Annotated in this window: 19 protein-coding genes; 16 read left to right on the top strand and 3 right to left on the bottom strand. The window is 33.7% G+C overall.

The window, feature by feature from the left end:
• Positions 1-50 precede the first annotated feature (50 nt).
• Positions 51-1,082: an oxidoreductase gene (locus EKQ63_RS18895; RefSeq protein ID WP_088327589.1), complete on the top strand. Its 1,032-nt coding sequence runs from the start codon at positions 51-53 to the stop codon at positions 1,080-1,082.
• Positions 1,083-1,133: 51 nt separating this feature from the next.
• On the opposite strand, the gene EKQ63_RS18890 is transcribed toward EKQ63_RS18895, so the two are convergent.
• Entirely contained in the window at positions 1,134-1,577 is a 444-nt protein-coding gene (locus tag EKQ63_RS18890; RefSeq protein WP_143881414.1) for a VOC family protein, read from the bottom strand.
• A gap of 82 nt (positions 1,578-1,659) precedes the next feature.
• Here EKQ63_RS18890 and EKQ63_RS18885 point away from each other — a divergent pair, with 82 nt between their 5' ends.
• On the top strand, positions 1,660-2,604 hold the full coding sequence (locus tag EKQ63_RS18885) for a helix-turn-helix transcriptional regulator (RefSeq protein WP_143881413.1): 945 nt from the start codon (positions 1,660-1,662) through the stop codon (positions 2,602-2,604).
• 92 nt (positions 2,605-2,696) lie between these two features.
• Here the strand turns inward: EKQ63_RS18885 and EKQ63_RS18880 are convergent, their stop codons facing one another.
• Complete coding sequence (locus EKQ63_RS18880; RefSeq protein ID WP_223290765.1) at positions 2,697-3,299, bottom strand: TetR/AcrR family transcriptional regulator; 603 nt, start codon at positions 3,297-3,299, stop codon at positions 2,697-2,699.
• Positions 3,300-3,455: 156 nt separating this feature from the next.
• On the opposite strand from EKQ63_RS18880, the gene EKQ63_RS18875 reads away from it, so the two are divergent.
• From EKQ63_RS18875 to EKQ63_RS18825, 11 genes are all read left to right on the top strand, one after another.
• Positions 3,456-4,349, top strand: a complete 894-nt coding sequence (locus EKQ63_RS18875) for an ABC transporter ATP-binding protein (RefSeq protein ID WP_088327586.1) — start codon at positions 3,456-3,458, stop codon at positions 4,347-4,349.
• Positions 4,342-5,148 carry a DUF2705 family protein gene (locus tag EKQ63_RS18870; RefSeq protein WP_143881411.1) on the top strand — a complete coding sequence of 269 codons (807 nt, stop codon included), beginning with the start codon at positions 4,342-4,344 and terminating at the stop codon, positions 5,146-5,148. The genes EKQ63_RS18875 and EKQ63_RS18870 overlap by 8 nt, the downstream gene beginning before the upstream one ends.
• 54 nt (positions 5,149-5,202) lie before the next feature.
• Positions 5,203-5,307 (top strand): VOC family protein, encoded by a 105-nt coding sequence (locus EKQ63_RS30740; protein ID WP_223290764.1) that lies wholly within the window; start codon positions 5,203-5,205, stop codon positions 5,305-5,307.
• Positions 5,308-5,438: 131 nt separating this feature from the next.
• A complete protein-coding gene (locus EKQ63_RS18860) occupies positions 5,439-5,972 on the top strand; it encodes a sigma-70 family RNA polymerase sigma factor (protein WP_088327584.1) in 534 nt (177 codons plus the stop codon).
• 12 nt (positions 5,973-5,984) lie between these two features.
• Positions 5,985-6,983, top strand: coding sequence for an anti-sigma factor (locus EKQ63_RS18855; RefSeq protein ID WP_087954637.1), 999 nt, complete (start codon positions 5,985-5,987; stop codon positions 6,981-6,983).
• A gap of 17 nt (positions 6,984-7,000) precedes the next feature.
• On the top strand, positions 7,001-8,038 hold the full coding sequence (locus EKQ63_RS18850; protein WP_087997378.1) for an LCP family protein: 1,038 nt from the start codon (positions 7,001-7,003) through the stop codon (positions 8,036-8,038).
• A gap of 197 nt (positions 8,039-8,235) precedes the next feature.
• Positions 8,236-9,504: a dicarboxylate/amino acid:cation symporter gene (locus EKQ63_RS18845; RefSeq protein ID WP_088327600.1), complete on the top strand. Its 1,269-nt coding sequence runs from the start codon at positions 8,236-8,238 to the stop codon at positions 9,502-9,504.
• A 348-nt stretch (positions 9,505-9,852) separates the two neighbouring features.
• A complete protein-coding gene (locus EKQ63_RS18840; RefSeq protein ID WP_140421244.1) occupies positions 9,853-11,565 on the top strand; it encodes a peptide ABC transporter substrate-binding protein in 1,713 nt (570 codons plus the stop codon).
• 376 nt (positions 11,566-11,941) lie between these two features.
• On the top strand, positions 11,942-13,648 hold the full coding sequence (locus EKQ63_RS18835; protein ID WP_087954639.1) for a peptide ABC transporter substrate-binding protein: 1,707 nt from the start codon (positions 11,942-11,944) through the stop codon (positions 13,646-13,648).
• A 303-nt stretch (positions 13,649-13,951) separates the two neighbouring features.
• A complete protein-coding gene (locus EKQ63_RS18830) occupies positions 13,952-15,658 on the top strand; it encodes a peptide ABC transporter substrate-binding protein (protein ID WP_087954640.1) in 1,707 nt (568 codons plus the stop codon).
• Positions 15,659-15,769: 111 nt separating this feature from the next.
• The gene (locus tag EKQ63_RS18825; RefSeq protein ID WP_088327581.1) at positions 15,770-16,489 is read left to right on the top strand and encodes a class I SAM-dependent methyltransferase; all 720 of its coding nucleotides are present in this window, start codon (positions 15,770-15,772) and stop codon (positions 16,487-16,489) included.
• A gap of 41 nt (positions 16,490-16,530) precedes the next feature.
• Here the strand turns inward: EKQ63_RS18825 and EKQ63_RS18820 are convergent, their stop codons facing one another.
• Entirely contained in the window at positions 16,531-16,926 is a 396-nt protein-coding gene (locus EKQ63_RS18820; RefSeq protein WP_087954642.1) for a hypothetical protein, read from the bottom strand.
• 133 nt (positions 16,927-17,059) lie between these two features.
• On the opposite strand from EKQ63_RS18820, the gene EKQ63_RS18810 reads away from it, so the two are divergent.
• From EKQ63_RS18810 to EKQ63_RS18800, 3 genes are all read left to right on the top strand, one after another.
• Positions 17,060-17,395, top strand: coding sequence for a hypothetical protein (locus tag EKQ63_RS18810; RefSeq protein WP_088327580.1), 336 nt, complete (start codon positions 17,060-17,062; stop codon positions 17,393-17,395).
• Positions 17,396-17,466: 71 nt separating this feature from the next.
• Positions 17,467-17,805 (top strand): VOC family protein, encoded by a 339-nt coding sequence (locus EKQ63_RS18805; RefSeq protein WP_143881410.1) that lies wholly within the window; start codon positions 17,467-17,469, stop codon positions 17,803-17,805.
• Between the two features lie 257 nt (positions 17,806-18,062).
• Positions 18,063-20,162 carry a vWA domain-containing protein gene (locus tag EKQ63_RS18800; RefSeq protein WP_143881409.1) on the top strand — a complete coding sequence of 700 codons (2,100 nt, stop codon included), beginning with the start codon at positions 18,063-18,065 and terminating at the stop codon, positions 20,160-20,162.
• Positions 20,163-20,204: the final 42 nt, after the last annotated feature.

Raw genomic sequence — 20,204 nt, 5'->3', positions numbered from 1 at the left:
TGAGTGGGGGTCTTACTGCCCACAAATAGCGGGATAAATGGAGGGGCAACATGAAAAAAATAGGTGTAGGGATTGTAGGTTTTGGATTTTCTAGTACAACATTTCACATCCCGTTGTTACAAACGATAGAAGAATACGATATTCGTGCCGTATTATCTTCAAAAGAAGAGGTAGTAAAAGAAACATTACCGAATGCTAACGTCGTTCGTACAATTGATGAATTGGTGAAGCGAGCTGATATTGACTTAGTCGTCATTACTTCACCAAATACAACTCATTTTCCATATGTAAAAGAAGCAATATTAAACGGTAAGCATGTGGTAGTAGAGAAACCATTTGTTGTTTCAATTGAAGAAGGAGAAGAGCTTATTTCATTAGCAGAGCAACATAATGTAGTGTTAAGCGTATATCATAATCGTCGTTTTGATAATGATTTCTTAACGATTAAGAAATTACTAGGAGAAAATAGAATAGGGAATCTATACACATATGAAGCGCATTTTGATCGTTTCCGTCCACATGTACGTGATCGATGGAGAGAAAAGAATTTACCAGGATCAGGTATACTGTATGATTTAGGATCGCATTTAATTGATCAAGCATTATCATTATTTGGGAAACCAAATGCGATAAGTGCAGATCTAATCAAACAACGACCAGGTGCAGAGGTGGATGATTATTTCCACATAGTACTTCACTACGGAGTTAAACGTGTCATTTTACGTAGTAGCAGTTATGTGAAAAAGGCAGGTCCACATTTTACACTGCATGGAGAGAAAGGTTCTATCGTGAAATACGGTATGGATTCACAGGAAGAGCAATTAAAAAATGGAATGAAGCCAGGTGATAACGGTTATGGAGTAGACGATGAAGAGAATTTTGCTACTTTAGAAACAGAAGAAGAGTTCGTACGTATTCCAACAGAAGTCGGTTGTTATGATAATTATTATAAAGGTGTACGAGATAGTATATTAAATGGGGAGAAACCACCTGTAACAGCAAAAGAAGGTTTAGATGTTATTAAACTGATTCAATTAGCGATTGAAAGCAGTGAAAAGGGGAGAGTCATTTCTATAAAATAGACACGAAAATCGTGTCTATTTTATTAGGAATATGTGAATATGGCTAATTATTTAGTTTAATCGTTTATCATACATTAATTGGATTTGTATGCCATAAGGATCTTCAATAATACCATATGCTTCACTAAATATATTTTTTTCTAGCGGAGAGATTATTTTTACATGCTTATCGGAAATTAAATTATTATAAAACCTTTTTATTTCTTCTAAATTAGCGCTTTGAATGCAAAGTGACATGTTATTTCCAACGTTATAACGTTCATTAGGATTCATTGTATCTTCTGCTATCATTAGCTTTGTATTCCCAATTTGTAATACAGAGTGAGCAATATGATCTTTATTTTCATTTGTAATTTTAAAAGAACGATCTCTTTTTGCCAGTTCTTCATACGTAACAATCATTAACTTTTTGGCTTCTAAATTACGTATATAAAAATGAATTGCCTCCTTTGCTTGCCCACTCATTGAAAGAAAAATAGCTATTTCTAATGTCATAAATTTATAACTCCTTTATTAGTTAATAATTATAATATAGACTAAAAAGGTTTCAATACATGACACCTTTCGGGAGGGAAATATGAAAAAAACGGAACGAATTAATGATATGCTTATTTTCTTAAATAATAAAAGGCATTTTAATTTAAAGGATTTAATGGTTAGATATGCTATTTCTAAAAGTACAGCTTTACGAGATATTCAATCATTGGAAGAAATAGGTGTACCAATATATTCTGAATTAGGTAGAAATGGAAGTTATAAAATTATAGAAAATAGTGTGCTGTCACCAATTTATTTTAGTGTGGATGAAATGTATGCGTTATACTTTTCGATTCTCACATTAAATGGATACAAGACAAAACCATTTAATATAGAAAGTATTGCGCTTGAAAATAAATTTAAGCATGTATTACCTGAAAATGTGAGTAAAAATATTTCAATTATGGAACGAACACTTTCTTTTGAAGTAACAAATCATAGTAATTTTAGTCCGTTCTTAAAAGAAATTTTGCAGGGGATTTTTGCTGAGCGAGTTTATCATTTAACATATTTAAAAAAAGATGTGGAGAAAGCCTTGATTGCCCAATTTATTCGAATAGAATCTAAATTTGGCCAGTGGTATGCTAAAATCTTTAATTTTGAGACAAATCATGTTCAAATAATTAGATGTGATAAAATTCTTTCTATTGTGGAAACAAGTAATACGAATCCAAAAAATCTTGAGGAATTATTAAATTATCTTGCTACTTTTCACAGAAAACCTGATGCAATTGATTTTATTGTCATTGTTAATCAAAGAGGAAAAGATATTTTTGATAAAGAGAATTATCCTTCCATGAGGATACAAAAAGAAAATGAACATTATATTATAACAGGGTATTTCAATAAACAAGAAGTTGATTTTATCTCGAACTATTTTCTGAATTTCGGTGAAACGATTATCTCAATTCAGCCTGTTATGCTAAAAGAGTTAATCTATAATAAGGTGTTATCTATAAAGCAGCATTTCACTTCTTTAAGATAAAGTTAGTTTTAGCCATTTATTTGACATGAAAAGCCCTTGAGATTTAAATATCAAAGGGCTTTTTGTTGATTTTATTTGTTCTTTAGATACAATTATTTTTCTGGGACGGACAGTCCATAAAAGAACATCGTAACGATATCTTGTATATGTTTTTCACGATCTCCTTCAAGAAGCTGTGCCCCGAAATCATCACCTAATTTAGTGAACATTTGAATGTATAGCAACATCATTTCTTTAGTAAGGTGAGGGTTAATTTCATTTTTTTGCTGTGCTTGTTCTAATATTTCTAAATACCAAGGCAAGATTTTTTCGTTTTGATAACTATAAATAAACTTTCGGAGCTCTTCATCTCTTTGCATCATTTGTAGTAACATATCCGGCTGAAATAACCCACCAGTATTCATTTTTCTTACAATCATTTTTTGCATCATATCATGAAAAGGTAATTTTTCCGCTGCAAGATCTTTATAATATTGAAATTCAGATATAATAAATTCTTGTATAAGCTCTCGAAATAACGCATCTTTACTTCCGAAATGATTATAAATGGTAACTTGAGAAACGTTTGCTTCTTTTGCAATATGTTCTATTTTCACTTCATTAAATCCGCGTTCTGAAAATAATAAGAAGGCTGCCTCTTTAATAGCACGTTTTTTCTTTTCTTTCACTTTTTCAAAGCCGTTCAATGCAATCACCTCAATTAAAATATACAAGAAAAAATAATGGAAAACAATAATTTTGAAATATGGACATATAAATATTTCAAAAAAGTTGTTGCGAATATGAAAGATGAGGAGTACAATAATTTTGAAATATCATATATTAAATATTTCAAAAAATGAGGTGGAATTATGATTTCAGTTCAAAATGTCACAAAAAAATTTTCAAATGGAAAAGGTTTGTTTCATATTACATTTGAAGTGAAAGAAGGGGAAGTATTCGGTTACTTAGGACCAAATGGTGCCGGGAAATCCACAACAATTCGTAATTTAATGGGGTTTATAAAACCGACAGATGGTAAAGCGACAATTTTTGGATTGGATTGTTGGAATGAAGCAGCGAAAATTCAAAGAGAAGTTGGCTATCTACCAGGAGAAATCTCTTTTATTGAAGGAATGAACGGATTAGAGTTTTTGAAGTTAATGCAAGGAATGCGTGGGCTAAAGGATACGAAAAGACGAGATGAATTAATAGAACGTCTTCAATTTGATGTGAAAACACCAATTCGAAAAATGTCTAAAGGAATGAAGCAAAAAGTAGGGATTGTCGCTGCATTTATGCATGATCCAGAGGTGTTAATTTTAGATGAACCGACATCAGGACTTGATCCACTTATGCAGCAAGTGTTTATAGATTTAATAGTAGAGGAAAAGCAAAGAGGAAAAACAATTCTTATGTCGTCGCATATTTTCACTGAAATTGAGCGTACGTGTGATCGGGTAGCGATTATTAAAGATGGTCGCCTTGTCACGGTTGAAAATATTCATGATTTACAAAGTATGAGACGACAGGTGATAGATGTAACTGTATCATCAGAGGCAGAGATTGACTCTCTTACACAATGTAATTTGCAATTTGAAACGGTGAAAGGAAGAGAAGCATCGATTATTGTACAAGGAAATTATCAAGCTGTTTTACAAACACTTTCAAACTATAATGTAACCGCACTTCAAACGAGAGCAATGGATTTAGAACATTTATTTATGCATTATTACGATAAGAAAGAAGGGGTAAAGCATGAATAAGCAATTGTTTTTAGCTAGTTTGAAAGAAACACAAAAAAGTATTTTGAGTTATGCAACTGGTGCAGCTCTATATTTATGGTTGTTAATTTGGATCTTCCCTTCCATGGTATCGGCGAAAGGATTAAATGAATTAATAAGTGCTATGCCTGATAGTGTAAAAAAAATTGTTGGCATGGAAAGTCCAATTCAAAACGTAATGGATTTTTTAGCTGGCGAATATTATAGTCTATTGTTTATTATTATTTTAACGATTTTTTGTGTAACAGTTGCAACGCATTTAATTGCTCGTCATGTAGATAAAGGAGCGATGGCATACTTGTTAGCAACACCTGTATCTAGAGTGCAAATTGCAATCACGCAAGCGTCTATTCTTATATTGGGACTACTGATTATTGTTGCTGTTACGTATGTAGCGGGTTTAGTAGGTGCAGAATGGTTTTTGGAAGATAATAACTTAAATGAGGAATTATTCCTGAAGCTAAACGTAGTCGGAGGGCTCATATTTTTAGTCGTTAGTGCTTATTCATTTTTCTTTTCTTGTATATGTAATGATGAAAGAAAAGCACTTAGCTATTCAGCAAGCTTAACTATCTTATTTTTTGTATTAAATATGGTAGGTAAATTAAGCGATAAGTTAGAGTGGATGAAAAAAATATCATTATTTACACTATTTCGTCCGAAAGAAATTGCTGAAGGAACGTATAACATATGGCCAGTGAGTGTAGGCTTAACCGCTGGAGCACTTTGTATTTTCATAGTAGCGATTGTAGTGTTTAAGAAGAGGGATTTACCGTTGTAAAGTAGAAAGTCCACTGATAGAGTGGGCTTTTTTTGATGAGGAGGAAACGAATGAGTGCAGCTATATGTAAATGATGTAGAAAAGTCATTATTGTTTTATAAGAAAATAATTGGTTTAAAGTTGTCGATTCAAATGGGATTTCCTCAGGATCACATCTAAGTAAAGGTAAACATGAAGAATGTTTACCTTTTTTTATGAAAATATTCAAAAAAATGAACCTTTTCCTAGGCTCATCCGTCTAATACATGTAAAGTTAAATTTGAAGTGAGGATGAAACAGGAGGAGCAATTGTGAAAGTAATCCCTTTATATAAAATGATTGTAAAAGAAGAAACGGATGTTTCTTTAGCGAAAAAAGGTGATCATGAAGCATTTATGGCGCTTATACATACAGAAAAAGTAAAGATGTATCGTATTGCAAAGGCTATGTTACGTGATGAGACAAATATAGAGGATGCGATACAAACAACAATTTTAAAAGCCTATGAAAATATAAAAAAATTAAAGAAAGAAGAGTTTTTTCAAACTTGGTTAATTCGAATTTTAATGAATGAATGTAATAACATTATTAGAACGTATAAAAAGATAATTGTGACAGAAGAGAATGATTATAATATGAGTGCGTGCGATCAGTATGAAGATATAGATTTGTGTAATGCGATTCAATCGTTACATGAAGAGTTAAGAGCTGTTACGGTGCTTTATTATTATGAAGATATGAATCAAGACAGTATAGCAAAGCTTTTAGAAGTACCAAAAGGAACAGTGAAATCGAGATTGGCACGTGCGAGGGAACAACTACAGAAACGATTAAAGATGGAATAGGGGGTGCAAAGGATGGATAATGAAAAAATATTTGATGAGAAATTAAAAAAGAGAATAAACGAAGAGAATGTTATAGTACCGCCAGAGTTAAATGAAAAGATTAATCGTACACTACATAGTCTTCCGGTAAAAAAGAAAGGTTACAGAGTTTATATGATAGTTATAAGTGCAGCTGTTCTAGCACTTTCAATTGTGTCTATGTCGGAGTTTTCTGATCAAATTTTTGCTCAAAACGGCGGAGTGTTTGAATATGTAAAGAAAAAGGCATTTTCTGATTACGAAAACGAAGAGGAAATAAAAGCGAATGCAAATTATCCAGATAGAGAAAAGATTCATGAAAAGATGCTAGATTCCATTGATCATTTTAATAATATTTCAGGACAATTTGAGGAATATTCTAGTTCGTCAAGAATTGCTACAACATACAAATATGCGATTGATACGGAGCAACAAAGAGGTATCTCTTCGAAAGAAGATAAACTAGCGAAAAAACGAACCATTATATATAACGAGGGCAAGAAAAAAGAGTTTGATGACGAGAAGTATACATACAAAGAAACAAAATGGAGCCCGAAAGAAAGAAACTATGAACTATTAAAATTAAATCCTACGGAAAGGGTATTGAGAAAATCAGGTGAGAAAAAAAGATATGATGATGAATATGTGGGATTCGCGAAGTATAGTATTCAATCCGAATTTGCGGATCTATTAATTCGATATAAAGATTGGAATTATAAAGAAACGAAGTATCTTGGACTTGATTGCTACAAAATAGAAGGGACAATACATATAGAAACGCCTGTAAGTACATCTGAAGATTTAAGAGGGAAATTTGAAATGGTTGTAGAGAAAAATACAGGGATTATGCTAAAATTCCTTAGTTTCCATGAAGGTATGATTCAATATTCGATTACAACAGAATGGATACAAATAAACAAAGGATTGAAAGAGAATACATTTCAAAAGGAAAGCGCTAATTATGAGAAAGTGAAAAATATATTGGATGAATAGAAAACGGAGGGAATTATATGGAGAATCATTCTTCTTCAAGAGAACAGAAAAATAAACGAAAATATAAAAAGACAACGATAATAAGTGTATTGTTAGCGATATTACTATTTTGCGGATTGGGATATGGCACTTACGTATATATGAAAACTTCTAATCTCGTACAAAAATCAAATGTTAATTTAGCACGTGGTGAAAAATCAAATTTACGTGAGAAAACGGTAAAACCGATTACGAATAATGTTTCACTTTTAATTATGGGAATTGATGAAAATCAAGAACGACAAAAGGAGTATAATGGTGCATTTCATACAGATGCACTGCTGTTAGCTACTTTTAATAAAGATGATAAGACTGTGAAATTAACGAGTATACCACGTGATACATACACATATGTTCCGGTTGAAAAGAAAAAAGATAAAATAACGCATGCATATGGAAGTGGTTTCGTTAAAAATGGTAAAGATGGAGGGCCGCAAGCTTCAGTGGAAGCGGTAGAAAAGTTATTACAAGTGCCTGTTGATTATTTTGTAAAGTTTAATTTTAATTCATTTACTAAAATTGTTGATAGATTAGATGGGATTGAAGTAGATGTCCCAGTTGAATTTACGGAGCAAAATAGTAAAGATGAACCTGACGCGATTCATTTGAAAAAAGGACTACAAAAATTAACAGGGGAAGAAGCACTTGCCTTAGCAAGAACGCGTCATATTGATAGTGATGCAATGAGAGGACAGCGCCAACAACTTGTTATGGAAGCGATTTTAAGTAAATTAAAAAGTGTAGGATCGATTACAAAGCTAGAAAAAATAGTTGAGGCGGTTGACGGTGATTTTAAAACAAATTTAGCAATGGATGATATTTTATCTTTTTATAAATACGGTTTAAATTGTTCGATTGAAAAAATTCAATTAGCAGGTGATGATTTATACTTACCTAATGGTCCAAATGGGCAACGTGTATATTATTATAATCCTAATAAAAAAGATTTGCAAAGTTTGAGTAATACGCTTAGAACACATTTAGGATTAAGTGAAAAACAGATTGAGGAGAATTAAAGCGAACGAAATGTCTGCTTTTTATTGTGCACAATAGTATGTCGTTTATTTTTGAATGTTATATACTATTTTCGAATTTAAGATAATAGTGTAACGTAAAGTTATAGTTTAAGTTAAATAACAGGGGGGCTATTATATAGAATGTATCATTAGCAATTATTGAAATAGTATGGGAGAAATAAAAGAAACAGGTGAGTATTAAAAATGATAATTGTAAAAATTTAACATTTCAAGTTGTTGTGGCCATTATTTGTGGTATTGCAGTAGGAGCAATTTGGCCGAGTGTTGGACAAGAGATGAAGCCAATTGGTGAAACGTTCATCAATATGATCAAAATGGTTATTGCACCAATTATCTTTTTAACAATTGTTCTCGGTATTGCGAGTATGGGAAGTATGAAAAAGGTAGGTCGTGTTGGTGGGAAGGCACTATTATATTTTGAAATTGTTACAACAGCGGCTTTAATTATTGGTATCATCGTAGCGAATGTTGTACGTCCAGGAGATGGGTTAGATCCTTCGAAACTAAAGGGCGGAGATGTTTCACAATATGTACAAAGCGGGCAAGAAATGAAATGGATGGATTTCTTTTTACATATTGTGCCGTCTAACATGTTTGAAGCCTTTGCAAAAGGTGATATTTTACAAGTTCTGTTCTTCTCCATTTTATTCGGTGCAGGGTTAACGATGTTAGGGAAAAATGGACAACCGGTAATCGACTTTTTTGAAAGATTATCGAAAGTATTTTTTAACATTTTATCCATTGTAATGAAATTAGCACCGGTTGGAGCATTCGGTGGAATGGCATTTACAATTGGAAAATATGGTTTAAGTACACTTATTCCACTTGGTAAATTAATGATTTGTGTATATGCAACAATGGAATTATTTGTTTTTATTGTTTTAAATTTCATTTGTAAATTTTACAAATTCAGTTTATGGAAATATTTGTCGCATATTAAAGAAGAATTACTTATTGTTCTTAGGACATCATCATCAGAATCAGTATTGCCGCGAATGATGACAAAGATGGAAGACTTCGGATGTTCGAAGCCGGTAGTAGGTTTAGTCATTCCGACGGGGTACTCTTTTAACTTAGATGGAACAACAATTTATTTATCGATGGCCACTATATTTTTAGCACAAGTCTTTCACGTCGATCTTTCACTAGGTCAACAATTAACGATAATAGCTATTTTGTTAGTTACATCTAAAGGAGCAGCCGCAGTAACAGGTGGAGGCTTTATTGTACTAGCGTCTACTTTATCTGCGATGAATGTTATTCCATTAGAAGGGTTAGCGCTATTACTTGGTGTAGATCGTTTTATGTCGGAAGCACGTGCTATCGTCAACTTAATTGGTAACGGTATTGCGACTGTAGTTGTTGCAAAAAGTGAAAATGAATTTGATGATAATAAGTATACGAGGGTAGTAGAGGAAATGAGAAGAGAGAAAATGGCCGGATAAAAAAGTCAGCTTTGCTGACTTTTTTATTTTTGTAGAAAAGAGGTTTGCTACGATATACATTATTTATTAACAATAATTTACAAGTATTTTATGGCGAAGGGATATAAAGACTATTAAATCAATACATAGAATTCAATGAGGTATAGTGTTTTAAAAGATTATGGAATTTTTATGAATGTTACTGTAAAAAAATAATTTTTTAAAAATTTTCAATAATAACACTTTACAAAACTCAAAAAATTAGTAGAATAATAGTTAATAAGAATCTTCTGATAAATATATAAAGAAAAACAGAATTATCAGAAAATTCTTAAATGAGAGCGTTAAGAATTAGGGAGGGTACAGAAAGTGAAAAAGAAAAAAATGAAAAAACTAACAGCAGTTGTAGCACCAGTTTTAGCAATGAGTATGGCATTAACAGCATGTTCTACATCAGGCGGAGATAAGAAAACAAGCACAAATTCTAGCTCTGGCGGAGATAGCAAATCAGAAGAAAAATTAGCAGCGAAACAAGTACTAAATCGTACTGAAACAAATGAGATTCCAACAATGGATACTTCTAAAAATACAGATACATTAGGTTCTCAAATTTTAGGGAACACAATGGAAGGTTTATATCGATTAGATAAAGATAACAAACCAATCCCAGCTGCGGCAGAATCAAGCACGAAGAGTGAGGATGGTAAAAAATATACATTCAAATTACGTAAAGATGCAAAATGGTCAAATGGTGATCCTGTAACAGCAAAAGATTTCGTATATGCTTGGCAACGTCTATTAGATCCAAAAACAGCTGCTGAGTATGCATTTATCGCATTCCCAATTAAAAATGCAGAAGCGGTTAATAAAGGTGAAAAACCTGTAACGGAACTAGGAGTAAAGGCAGTAGACGATCTTACTTTAGAAGTTGAATTAGAACAAGCAGTACCATACTTCTTAAACTTAATAGCATTCCCATCGTACTATCCATTAAATGAGAAGTTCGTAAAAGAAAAAGGGGATAAATACGGTTTAGAGTCTGATACAACAGTATATAACGGACCGTTCGTTCTTACTGATTGGAAGCATGAGCAAGGCTGGAAATTAAAGAAAAACGATCAATATTGGGATAAAAAGACTGTAAAACTAGATGAAATTAACTATAGTGTAGTAAAAGAAGTAGCTACAAGAGTAAACTTATATGATACAAATGCAATTGACTTTGCGCTATTATCAGGTGAATTCGTTGATAAGTATAGAAATAATAAAGAAGAGTTTGGTACATACTCACAAGTAAGTACTTACTTCTTACGTATGAACCAAAAACGTGGCGGACAAGATACACCGTTAAAGAGCCAAAAATTACGTGAAGCCATCGCACTTTCAATTGATAAGAAAAATCTATCAAACGTTATTTTGAACGATGGATCTAAACCTGCGGACTTCTTAGTACCGAAAGGATTAGCAACTGGACCAGACGGCAAAGACTTCCAAGAAACATTTAAAAATGGTATTAAACCAGATGCGAAAAAGGCAGCAGCTGCATGGGATGAAGCGAAAAAAGAGCTTGGAAAAGACCAAGTTACAATTGAGCTATTAAACTATGACACTGGTAATGCGAAAAAAGTTGGGGAATATGTAAAAGATCAAATTGAGAAAAACTTAAAAGGTGTAACTGTTAATATTAAACTTCAACCATTCAAACAAAAACTGAAATTAGAAACAGAGCAAGATTATGATTTATCATATGCTGGTTGGGGACCTGACTACGCTGACCCAATGACATTTTTAGATATGTTCCAGTCTAATCATTCTCATAACCAAATGAGCTTCGCTGATCCTAAGTATGATGATATGATCAAAAAAGCTGGCGGAGAATTAATGGGTGATGCGAAGAAACGTTGGGAAGAGCTAGGAAAAGCTGAGAAATTACTTCTTGAGCAAGATGTAGCACTTGTACCTTTATACCAACGTGGTGATGCATACGTTCAAAAACCAAATGCGAAGGGCATCGTTCACCATAACATTAGCCCAGAGTATAGCTTCAAGTGGGCGTACATGACTGAAAAAGATGGAAAATAATTTTTAAGCAGTGAGGCTATATTTAAGTGGATGTATATAGGTTTCTTAGCTTATTTTGTAATGAGAATCTCATTGTCCACAATAGAAAGATAAAATGATAGAGCATTCCAAAAGTAGACTATTTACTTTTGGAATGCTCTTTTATTATGAGAATACATGCGAATAAATAGATAGATGTAGGAAAGAACTTGTATCGTGATAATTGAAAAGAATACTCGTTACTATCACAAAAAAATAATTTTTAGAATATTTTAAAAATAACTTTACAAAAATAGAAAAGTTAGTAGAATATTAATTAATAAGAATTTTCTGATAACTAGTTATTAGAAAATCTCTCAAAATGAGTTTCGTACATATAATTGGGGAGGGTACAAAAATGAAGAAAAAGATGAAAAAGTTCACGGCGGTTGTAGCGCCAGTTTTAGCGATGAGTATGGCGTTGACAGCGTGTTCTGGATCTGGTGGGGAGAAGAAATCAACTACGACGTCTAGTGGTGGTGGAGAAGAGAACAAATCTGAAATTAAATACGCAGCAAAACAAGTATTAAATCGTACAGAGAATCAAGAAATTCCGACGATGGATACGTCTAAATCTACTGATACGTTAGGGTCACAAATTTTAGGGAATACGATGGAAGGATTATATCGATTAGATAAAGATAATAAGCCGATCCCAGCTGCTGCAGAATCTAGTACGAAAAGCGAGGATGGCAAAAAATATACATTTAAATTACGTAAAGATGCAAAATGGTCGAATGGTGATCCTGTAACAGCGAAAGATTTCGTATTTGCATGGCAACGCTTACTTGATAAAAATACAGCGTCAGAATACGCATTTATTGCTTACTATATTAAAAACGCAGAAGCAATTAATAAAGGTGAAAAACCTCTAACAGATTTGGGGGCAAAAGCAGTAGATGATTATACACTAGAAGTAGAATTAGAAAAGCCAGTACCATATTTCTTGAATTTACTAGCATTCCCGTCATACTATCCGTTAAATGAAAAATTCGTAAAAGAAAAAGGAGATAAGTACGGTTTAGAAGCAGATACAACGGTGTATAACGGGCCGTTCGTGATGTCTTCATGGAAACATGAACAAGGGTGGCAGCTAAAGAAAAATGATAAGTATTGGGATAAGAATACTGTGAAATTAGAAGAAATTAACTATAGTGTAGTAAAAGAAGTTGCGACAAAAGTAAACTTATATGATACAGGATCAATTGATTTCACACTACTATCAGGAGAGTTTGTAGATAAATATAAATCGAACAAAGATGAGTACGGTGAGTATTCAGAAGCAAGTACATTCTTCTTACGTTTAAATCAAAAGCGTAACGGACAAGATACACCGTTAAAGAGCAAAAAGCTTCGTGAAGCAATTGCATTATCGGTTGATAAAAAAGGACTGGCAAACGTTATTTTAAATAATGGTTCAAAAGCAACAGATCAATTGGTTCCAAAAGGACTTGCGACAGGACCAGACGGTAAAGACTTCCAAGATACATTTAAAAATGGTCTGAAATATGATCCGAAAAAAGGTGCAGCAGCGTGGGAAGCAGCGAAAAAAGAACTTGGAAAAGATCAAGTTACAATTGAATTACTAAGTTATGATGATGGAACTGCGAAAAAGATTGCTGATTATGTTAAAGATCAAATTGAGAAAAATTTAAAAGGTGTAACGATTAATACAAAAATTCAGCCGTTCAAACAAAAATTAAAATTAGAGACTGCACAAGATTATGAAATTTCTTATGCAGGTTGGAGTCCAGACTATGCGGATCCAATGACATTTATTGATATGTTTGAATCGAAGAGCCCATATAACCAAATGAGTTATTCAAATACAAAATACGATGAAATGGTACAAAAAGCAGGTAATGAATTAATGGGTGATGCGAAGAAGCGTTGGGAAACGTTAGGGAAAGCAGAAAAATTATTCCTTGAAGAAGATGCTGGACTAGTTCCTTTATATCAAACAGGAAGAGCGTATGTAATGAAACCGAATGTAAAAGGAATTGTGAAACATAACATCAGTCCGGAATATAGCTTTAAGTGGGCGTATGTAACGGAAGGGAAATAAGAAAAAGAGCGTTTAAAAAATATATTATTTATTTTTTTAAACGCTCTTTTACTATTCAATTAAATTTAAATAAATAGAGAAGAATAAGAAAAGTGGTACTTACATATAGTAGATGGGGGAGAATTCGTATAGTAGTAATAGATTGTTATTGAAGTAAATAAATTAATTATTATGAATATTTCTAAAAATACTTTACAATCCAAGGAAAATTAGTAGAATAGTAATTAGTAATAATTTTCAGATAATTTAAAATAGAAATCTCTCAAAGTTAGTTTCGTACATATAATTGGGGAGGGTACAAAAATGAAGAAAAAGATGAAAAAGTTTACGGCGGTTGTAGCACCAGTTTTAGCGATGAGTATGGCGTTAACAGCGTGTTCTGGATCTTCTGGTGGGGAGAAGAAAACGACAACGACATCTAATAATGGTGGAGAAGAGAAGAAGTCTGATATTAAATATGCGGCAAAGCAAGTGCTAAATCGTACAGAAACTAATGAAATTCCGACGATGGATACTTCCAAAAATACAGATACACTTGGCTCACAAATTTTAGGGAATACAATGGAAGGTTTATATCGCCTTGATAAAGATAATAAGCCAATCCCAGCTGTAGCGGAATCTAGCACAAAAAGCGAGGATGGTAAAAAATATACATTTAAATTACGGAAAGATGCAAAATGGTCAAACGGTGATGCTGTAACAGCGAAAGATTTCGTATTTGCATGGCAACGTCTAGTAGATCCAAAAACAGCTGCTGAATATGCATTTATCGCTTACTATCTTAAAAATGCAGAAGCCATTAATCAAGGGAAAGCAGAAGTTTCTACATTAGGTGTAAAAGCGGTAGATGATTATACACTTGAAGTGGAACTAGAAAGACCTGTACCATATTTCTTGAACTTAATGGCATTTGCGTCATACTATCCATTAAATGAAAAGTTCGTAAAAGAAAAAGGAAATAAATTCGGTTTAGAGTCTGATACAACACTGTATAATGGTCCATTTGTGCTTACTGATTGGAAACATGAGCAAGGCTGGAAATTAAAGAAAAATGATCAGTATTGGGATAAAAAGACTGTAAAACTAGATGAAATCAACTATAGTGTAGTAAAAGAAGTAGCTACAAGAGTAAACTTATTTGATACAGGTGCAATTGATTTCGCACTTTTATCAGGAGAATTTGTTGATAAGTATAGAAATAATAAAGAAGAGTTTGGCGCATATTCGGAAACAAGTACGTTTTACTTACGCCTCAATCAAAAACGCGGTGGGCAAGATACACCGTTAAAGAGTAAAAAACTACGTGAAGCAATTGCTTTATCAATTGATAAGAAAGCTTTAACGAATGTCATTTTAAATGATGGTTCAAAACCAGTGGATTACTTAGTACCAAAAGGTTTAGCAAGTGGACCAGACGGTAAAGATTTCGCAGAAACGTTCAAGAATGGTTTAAAACAAGACTCCAAAAAGGCAGCAGCAGCTTGGGAAGAAGCGAAAAAAGAACTTGGAAAAGATCAAGTAACAATTGAACTGCTGAATTATGATACTGGTAATGCGAAAAAAGTTGGGGAGTATGTAAAAGATCAAGTTGAAAAGAATTTAAAAGGTGTGACAGTAAATATTAAACTGCAACCATTTAAGCAAAAACTAAAATTAGAATCAGATCAAGATTATGATTTTTCATATGGTGGCTGGAATCCAGATTATGCTGATCCAATGACGTACCTTGATATGTTTGAAACGAAAAACTCTCAGAACCAGATGAGCTACTCAAATTCAAAATATGATGACATTATTACTAAAAGTAAGACAGAATGGATGGCTGATGCAAAAAAACGTTGGACAGAGCTAGGGAAGGCAGAGAAATTGTTACTTGAGGAAGATGTAGCACTTGTACCTTTATATCAAAGTGCTAAATCATATGTTATGAAACCGAATGTAAAGGGAATTGTGAAACATAATATTAGTCCGGAATATAGCTTCAAATGGGCATATATTGAAGAGAAATAAAAAGAAAAGAGCATTTTCAAGTTGCGGTATAGCACTTGGAAATGCTTTTTTTTGTGCACGATTTATTGATGGATGAATATATGTATTATAGAAAATTTAAAGGAGAATCCCATGAAACGAAACACATACATCGATTTCTTAGCTTATTACGGAATAGGGAGTGCTCATCCTGGCGGTTTTACGTTAACGAAACAACTGTTAGCACAACTGCCTTTTAGACATGGAGCGAATGTCCTAGAGATAGGTTGTGGCACGGGAAAAACCGCAGCATATATGGCGAAGAATTTTGGATATAAAGTAACGGCGGTGGAAAAGAATGAAATTATGATTCAAAAGGCGAAAGATAGATGGTCGTTTGAAGGACTAGACATTCAATTAATAGAAGGAAATGTAGAGCAATTACCTTGTGTGCATGAATCATTTGAGTTCGTACTCGGAGAATCGATACTCGCTTTTACAGACAAAGAAAGGGTTATTTCGGAGTGCTATCGTGTACTACAGAAAGACGGTAAGCTTGTTGTCATTGAAATGATTATTGATAGGCACATTGATAAGGGAGAGGAAGAAAAAATCGCTCAATTATACGGGATGAAAGAACTATTAACTGAGAGCGAGTGGGTACAATTATTTCAGAAAGCAAACTTTAAGCGGGTTACAATTGCTGGCGGTGGTACAATTGCAGAAACAATCTCTGCTTATATAGAAGAGCCGGAATGGAATGTATCACAATTTATTCCGAATGAGTTATATGAGGCATGGGTGCAACATGAAAATATAAGGCTTATGTATCAACATATTTTAGGTCATCGTATTTTTATATGTGAAAAATAAAGAAAAAGAGTTGGCTAAAAATAGTCAACTCTTTACTTATGTTAAATGAAAAATAATGCAGCTAATGTAATTCCAAAGATAAAACCAAATCCAAGTTCAACACCCCAGCCACAACCGCCACCGCCCCAGCCGCCGCAACCACAATTACTGCAACCACGACCGCCACATCCACAGCCGCTGAATCCACCACCACAACCAAATCCGCAACTATCACATCTGCTAAGGCCGCCGCAAAGATCGCAACCACCGTTTGCATATGCATCATAGTATCCGAATCCTGAATCAAAAGATGAGTGCTGTTGCACTGGTTCAATCCATACAGAGTCTTTTGTCACATCAATTATTTTGCCTAAATGGATGCGACCATCACGATCTTCAATGCGAACGACTTTACCAAAATAACGTCGGCACGTATCATAACATTTTTGTCTATGCATGTTCTTTCCTCCTTCCCATTACAGTAATACGATATGTAAAGGGGACAAGTGCGGCTTGTACGAATGCCCTAACTATCATAATTGTTATAGGAAAGGGGAAATATAGGAAGAGGATATATAAGGAGGAAAAGATATGAAATCTACAGATCAGTTTCAGATATACGAAGTACCGTGGGAAGAATTTATTGAAGCATTGCGAGAGGAAATGAAGAAGCAAGTAGGGGCAGATATTATTGATACAGTAGTTTGCAATTTAGAAGATGGTTTTGAGGTGTATACATATGTGCAGGGGGACGTGGATTTTGAGTATAAGGAAACGCTGGAAAGGAAATACGGGAGCGATGCAAAAACTCCTAACGTGTTAACAATTATGTTATTAGCTAGCATTTATCGTACAAGTGAAGAGAATATACGCTTGCATGCGGATCATAAAGATAATCCGATTGTTGAAGTGTATGTGAAGAAATGAAACACGCTGTGAAAGGCGTGTTTTTTAATTTTATGATAAAATGTTAGAAAATTAAGAAAGATGGTGATGATTTGAAAATTAAACATCTTAATCTAACAGTTTCAGATGTAGTAGCCGCGAGAGAGTTTTTAGAAAAATATTTTCATTTAACTTGTAGCGGAGCAAGGGGAAAAGGCTTTGCAGTTATGCGTGATAATGATGGATTTATATTAACGTTAATGAAAGGGAAAGACGTACATTATCCGCAAACATTTCACGTAGGTTTTCCTCAAGAAAGTGAAGAACAAGTAAATAAAATGAATCAAAGGTTGAAGGAGGATGGATTTTTGGTCGAACCTCCTAAGCATACACATGCGTATACGTTTTATGTGGAAGCACCTGGTGGATTTACAATAGAAGTGATGTGTTAAGTCAAAAATCAAACTTTTTGTCATGTGTTTTTAAAATAAAAAGTAGGAAAAGTCTGTTTTAAGTGTAGAGCTTAAACAGGCTTTTTTACTTATAGTATCGGATAGAAAACGCTAGAAGGAATCATATTCAGTTTTTATAACTGTTTACATAATAAAGTTATGCTGTGTTCGTTGTCCTAAAATACAAGTCATATATCTTGTATCCTCTCATAAATTTAAACATAGGAATTTGTCTACAAAGGTGGCGAAGCCTCATCATGAAAATTCGAATTTGTGCCACATTCATGTTGTTTCTATTTATATGGTTACATCCTTTTTGGACTTTTGCAAAAGGAGAGGAGGCAAAGGAAAGGGTCGTTTCACTTGTATATGATGATTCGGGCAGCATGAGAAATAACGATCGCTGGAAATATGCCAATTACGCTTTGCAAAGTTTAGTTGCGCTATTAGATGAAAAAGATGCATTTTCTTACGTTCCAATGAGCAAGCCGAATGATCCGTTAAACATTTCGTTAACGAAGGATAAGAGACAAACAGAAATTGAGGGAATTGGAGCGTGGAAAACGTATTTAAATACTCCGTTTAGTGCAGTAGAAACGGCGATGCAATCTATAAAAAAGGAAGCAGATATAGATGGAAAACGTGAATTTTGGCTTATTGTCTTAACTGACGGGGCATTTAATGATTTAGAGAAAGATAAGGTTGGCGGAAAAGAACAAATTACACAGAAGTTAGCACAGTTTAAGAAGGATATGGATGCAAAAAAGATATCGCTACATCCAATTTTAATTACGATGGAAGAGGATTTAGGGCAACAAGAAAAAGCACAACTAAATACGTTTAAAGAAATATGGAAGAAAGAGCTCAACGGAGTTACGATGCCATCTAGTGGAGAGGATGGTATTGTAAAAAGCGTCAATCAAGTGGCGGCATTAGTCGCAAATCGTGATCCGTTCTCCTCTGTTGAATCAATTGTAAAAACGAAAGTAGTAGGAAAGAAAGTAGAGATTACAACACCATTTCCGTTAAAGCGTATGACGCTTGTACGACAATCGCCTTCTTTGTCTAATTATCAGGTCACACAAATTTCTAAACCATTACAATTACAATCTTCTTTTTCCATACATGCACCAGGCGAAGCAAAATTGTTCGGAAATATAGTTCATATAAGTACGGAAAATGAGGAAGTTATTAAACCAGGAACTTATACGATAGAAGTGGACCGAGATATTGAGAAAGAAGGGTTACAAGTACTAGTCGAACCGGCGCTTAATTATACTGTTTCCACTTATGACAAAGAGGATAAGGATAGAAAAAATGTTGAGGAACTGTATGAAGGTGTGACGGTTGTTATTGAAGCAAAACCTACTGAATTGCCAGTTCAGTCTTCTTACTTTCAGGCAGAAGTAGAAATAGACGGGAAGCAATATGCGATGAAGTGGGACGATAAAAGACATGTATTTTATTACGAAACGAAGCTTACTAAAGGATTAGTACGCGGGAAAGTTCATATGAACATAAAGGGATTTTACAGACAGACGAAAGAATTTAAAATCGAAACAACGAAAAAGCCTAAATTATCACTTCAAACTGTCACGAAAGATTATGAAGAAAAAGTAACGAATTTAGAGAATAGTAAACCATTTATTATACAACCACAGTTAGATGATAAGCCGATGACAGAAGAGGCTGTAAAAAAACTATTAAAATCTACTGGTGTCACATCTAAACAATCAATCAACTATGAAATAAAACAACATGGTAATCAAATTCATATTTATCCTCGACCTCATTACTCCGACACGTTCAATTTTACAGATACAGGCACCGTAGAAGCTACCATCGTAGTGCAGGATTCAAAATTACAAGAAGTAAAGAAAGACATAACACTCCATATTCAAAATGCACCGTTTTATGAAAAATATGCGCTTGTTTTTAAGTTTGTTATTCCTATCACTGTATTACTGTTAATAGTAGGGATAATCGTTTTAGGATGGATTGTCCGTCCAAGATTTCACCGGAAAGCATTATTGTATTACGAATGGGATCAAGAAGTAGCGAAAGATTGGTTATATCAATCTGAGCCAGAATTACTTAAAAATAAATGGTGGAAACATTATTTTGGCATTCCGTTTAGAGCGGAAAGGAAGACAGTGCAATCCGTTACGTTTATAGCAAAGAAAGGATCAAAATCGATATTTGTAGCGAAAGAGTCACAAGTAGTAGGAATGATTATTGATGGGATGTTTATAACAGAGGATGAGGTTGGAATGGAACATAAGACGCTGTATCCAAATGAACTTTTAGTAATTGATAGAGGATACGGTAAAGAAATTTATAGGTACGAGTGTGAATAGTAGATAGGGTGAAGAGGGAGGTTTTTTGCTTTCTCTCCCTCC

Origin of the sequence: Bacillus sp. BD59S, from assembly GCF_007363175.1 — a bacterium.
GTDB lineage: Bacteria > Bacillota > Bacilli > Bacillales > Bacillaceae_G > Bacillus_A > Bacillus_A pacificus.
Note: the sequence above shows the minus strand (reverse complement) of the source record. Positions and strands in the feature narration are given on the sequence as shown.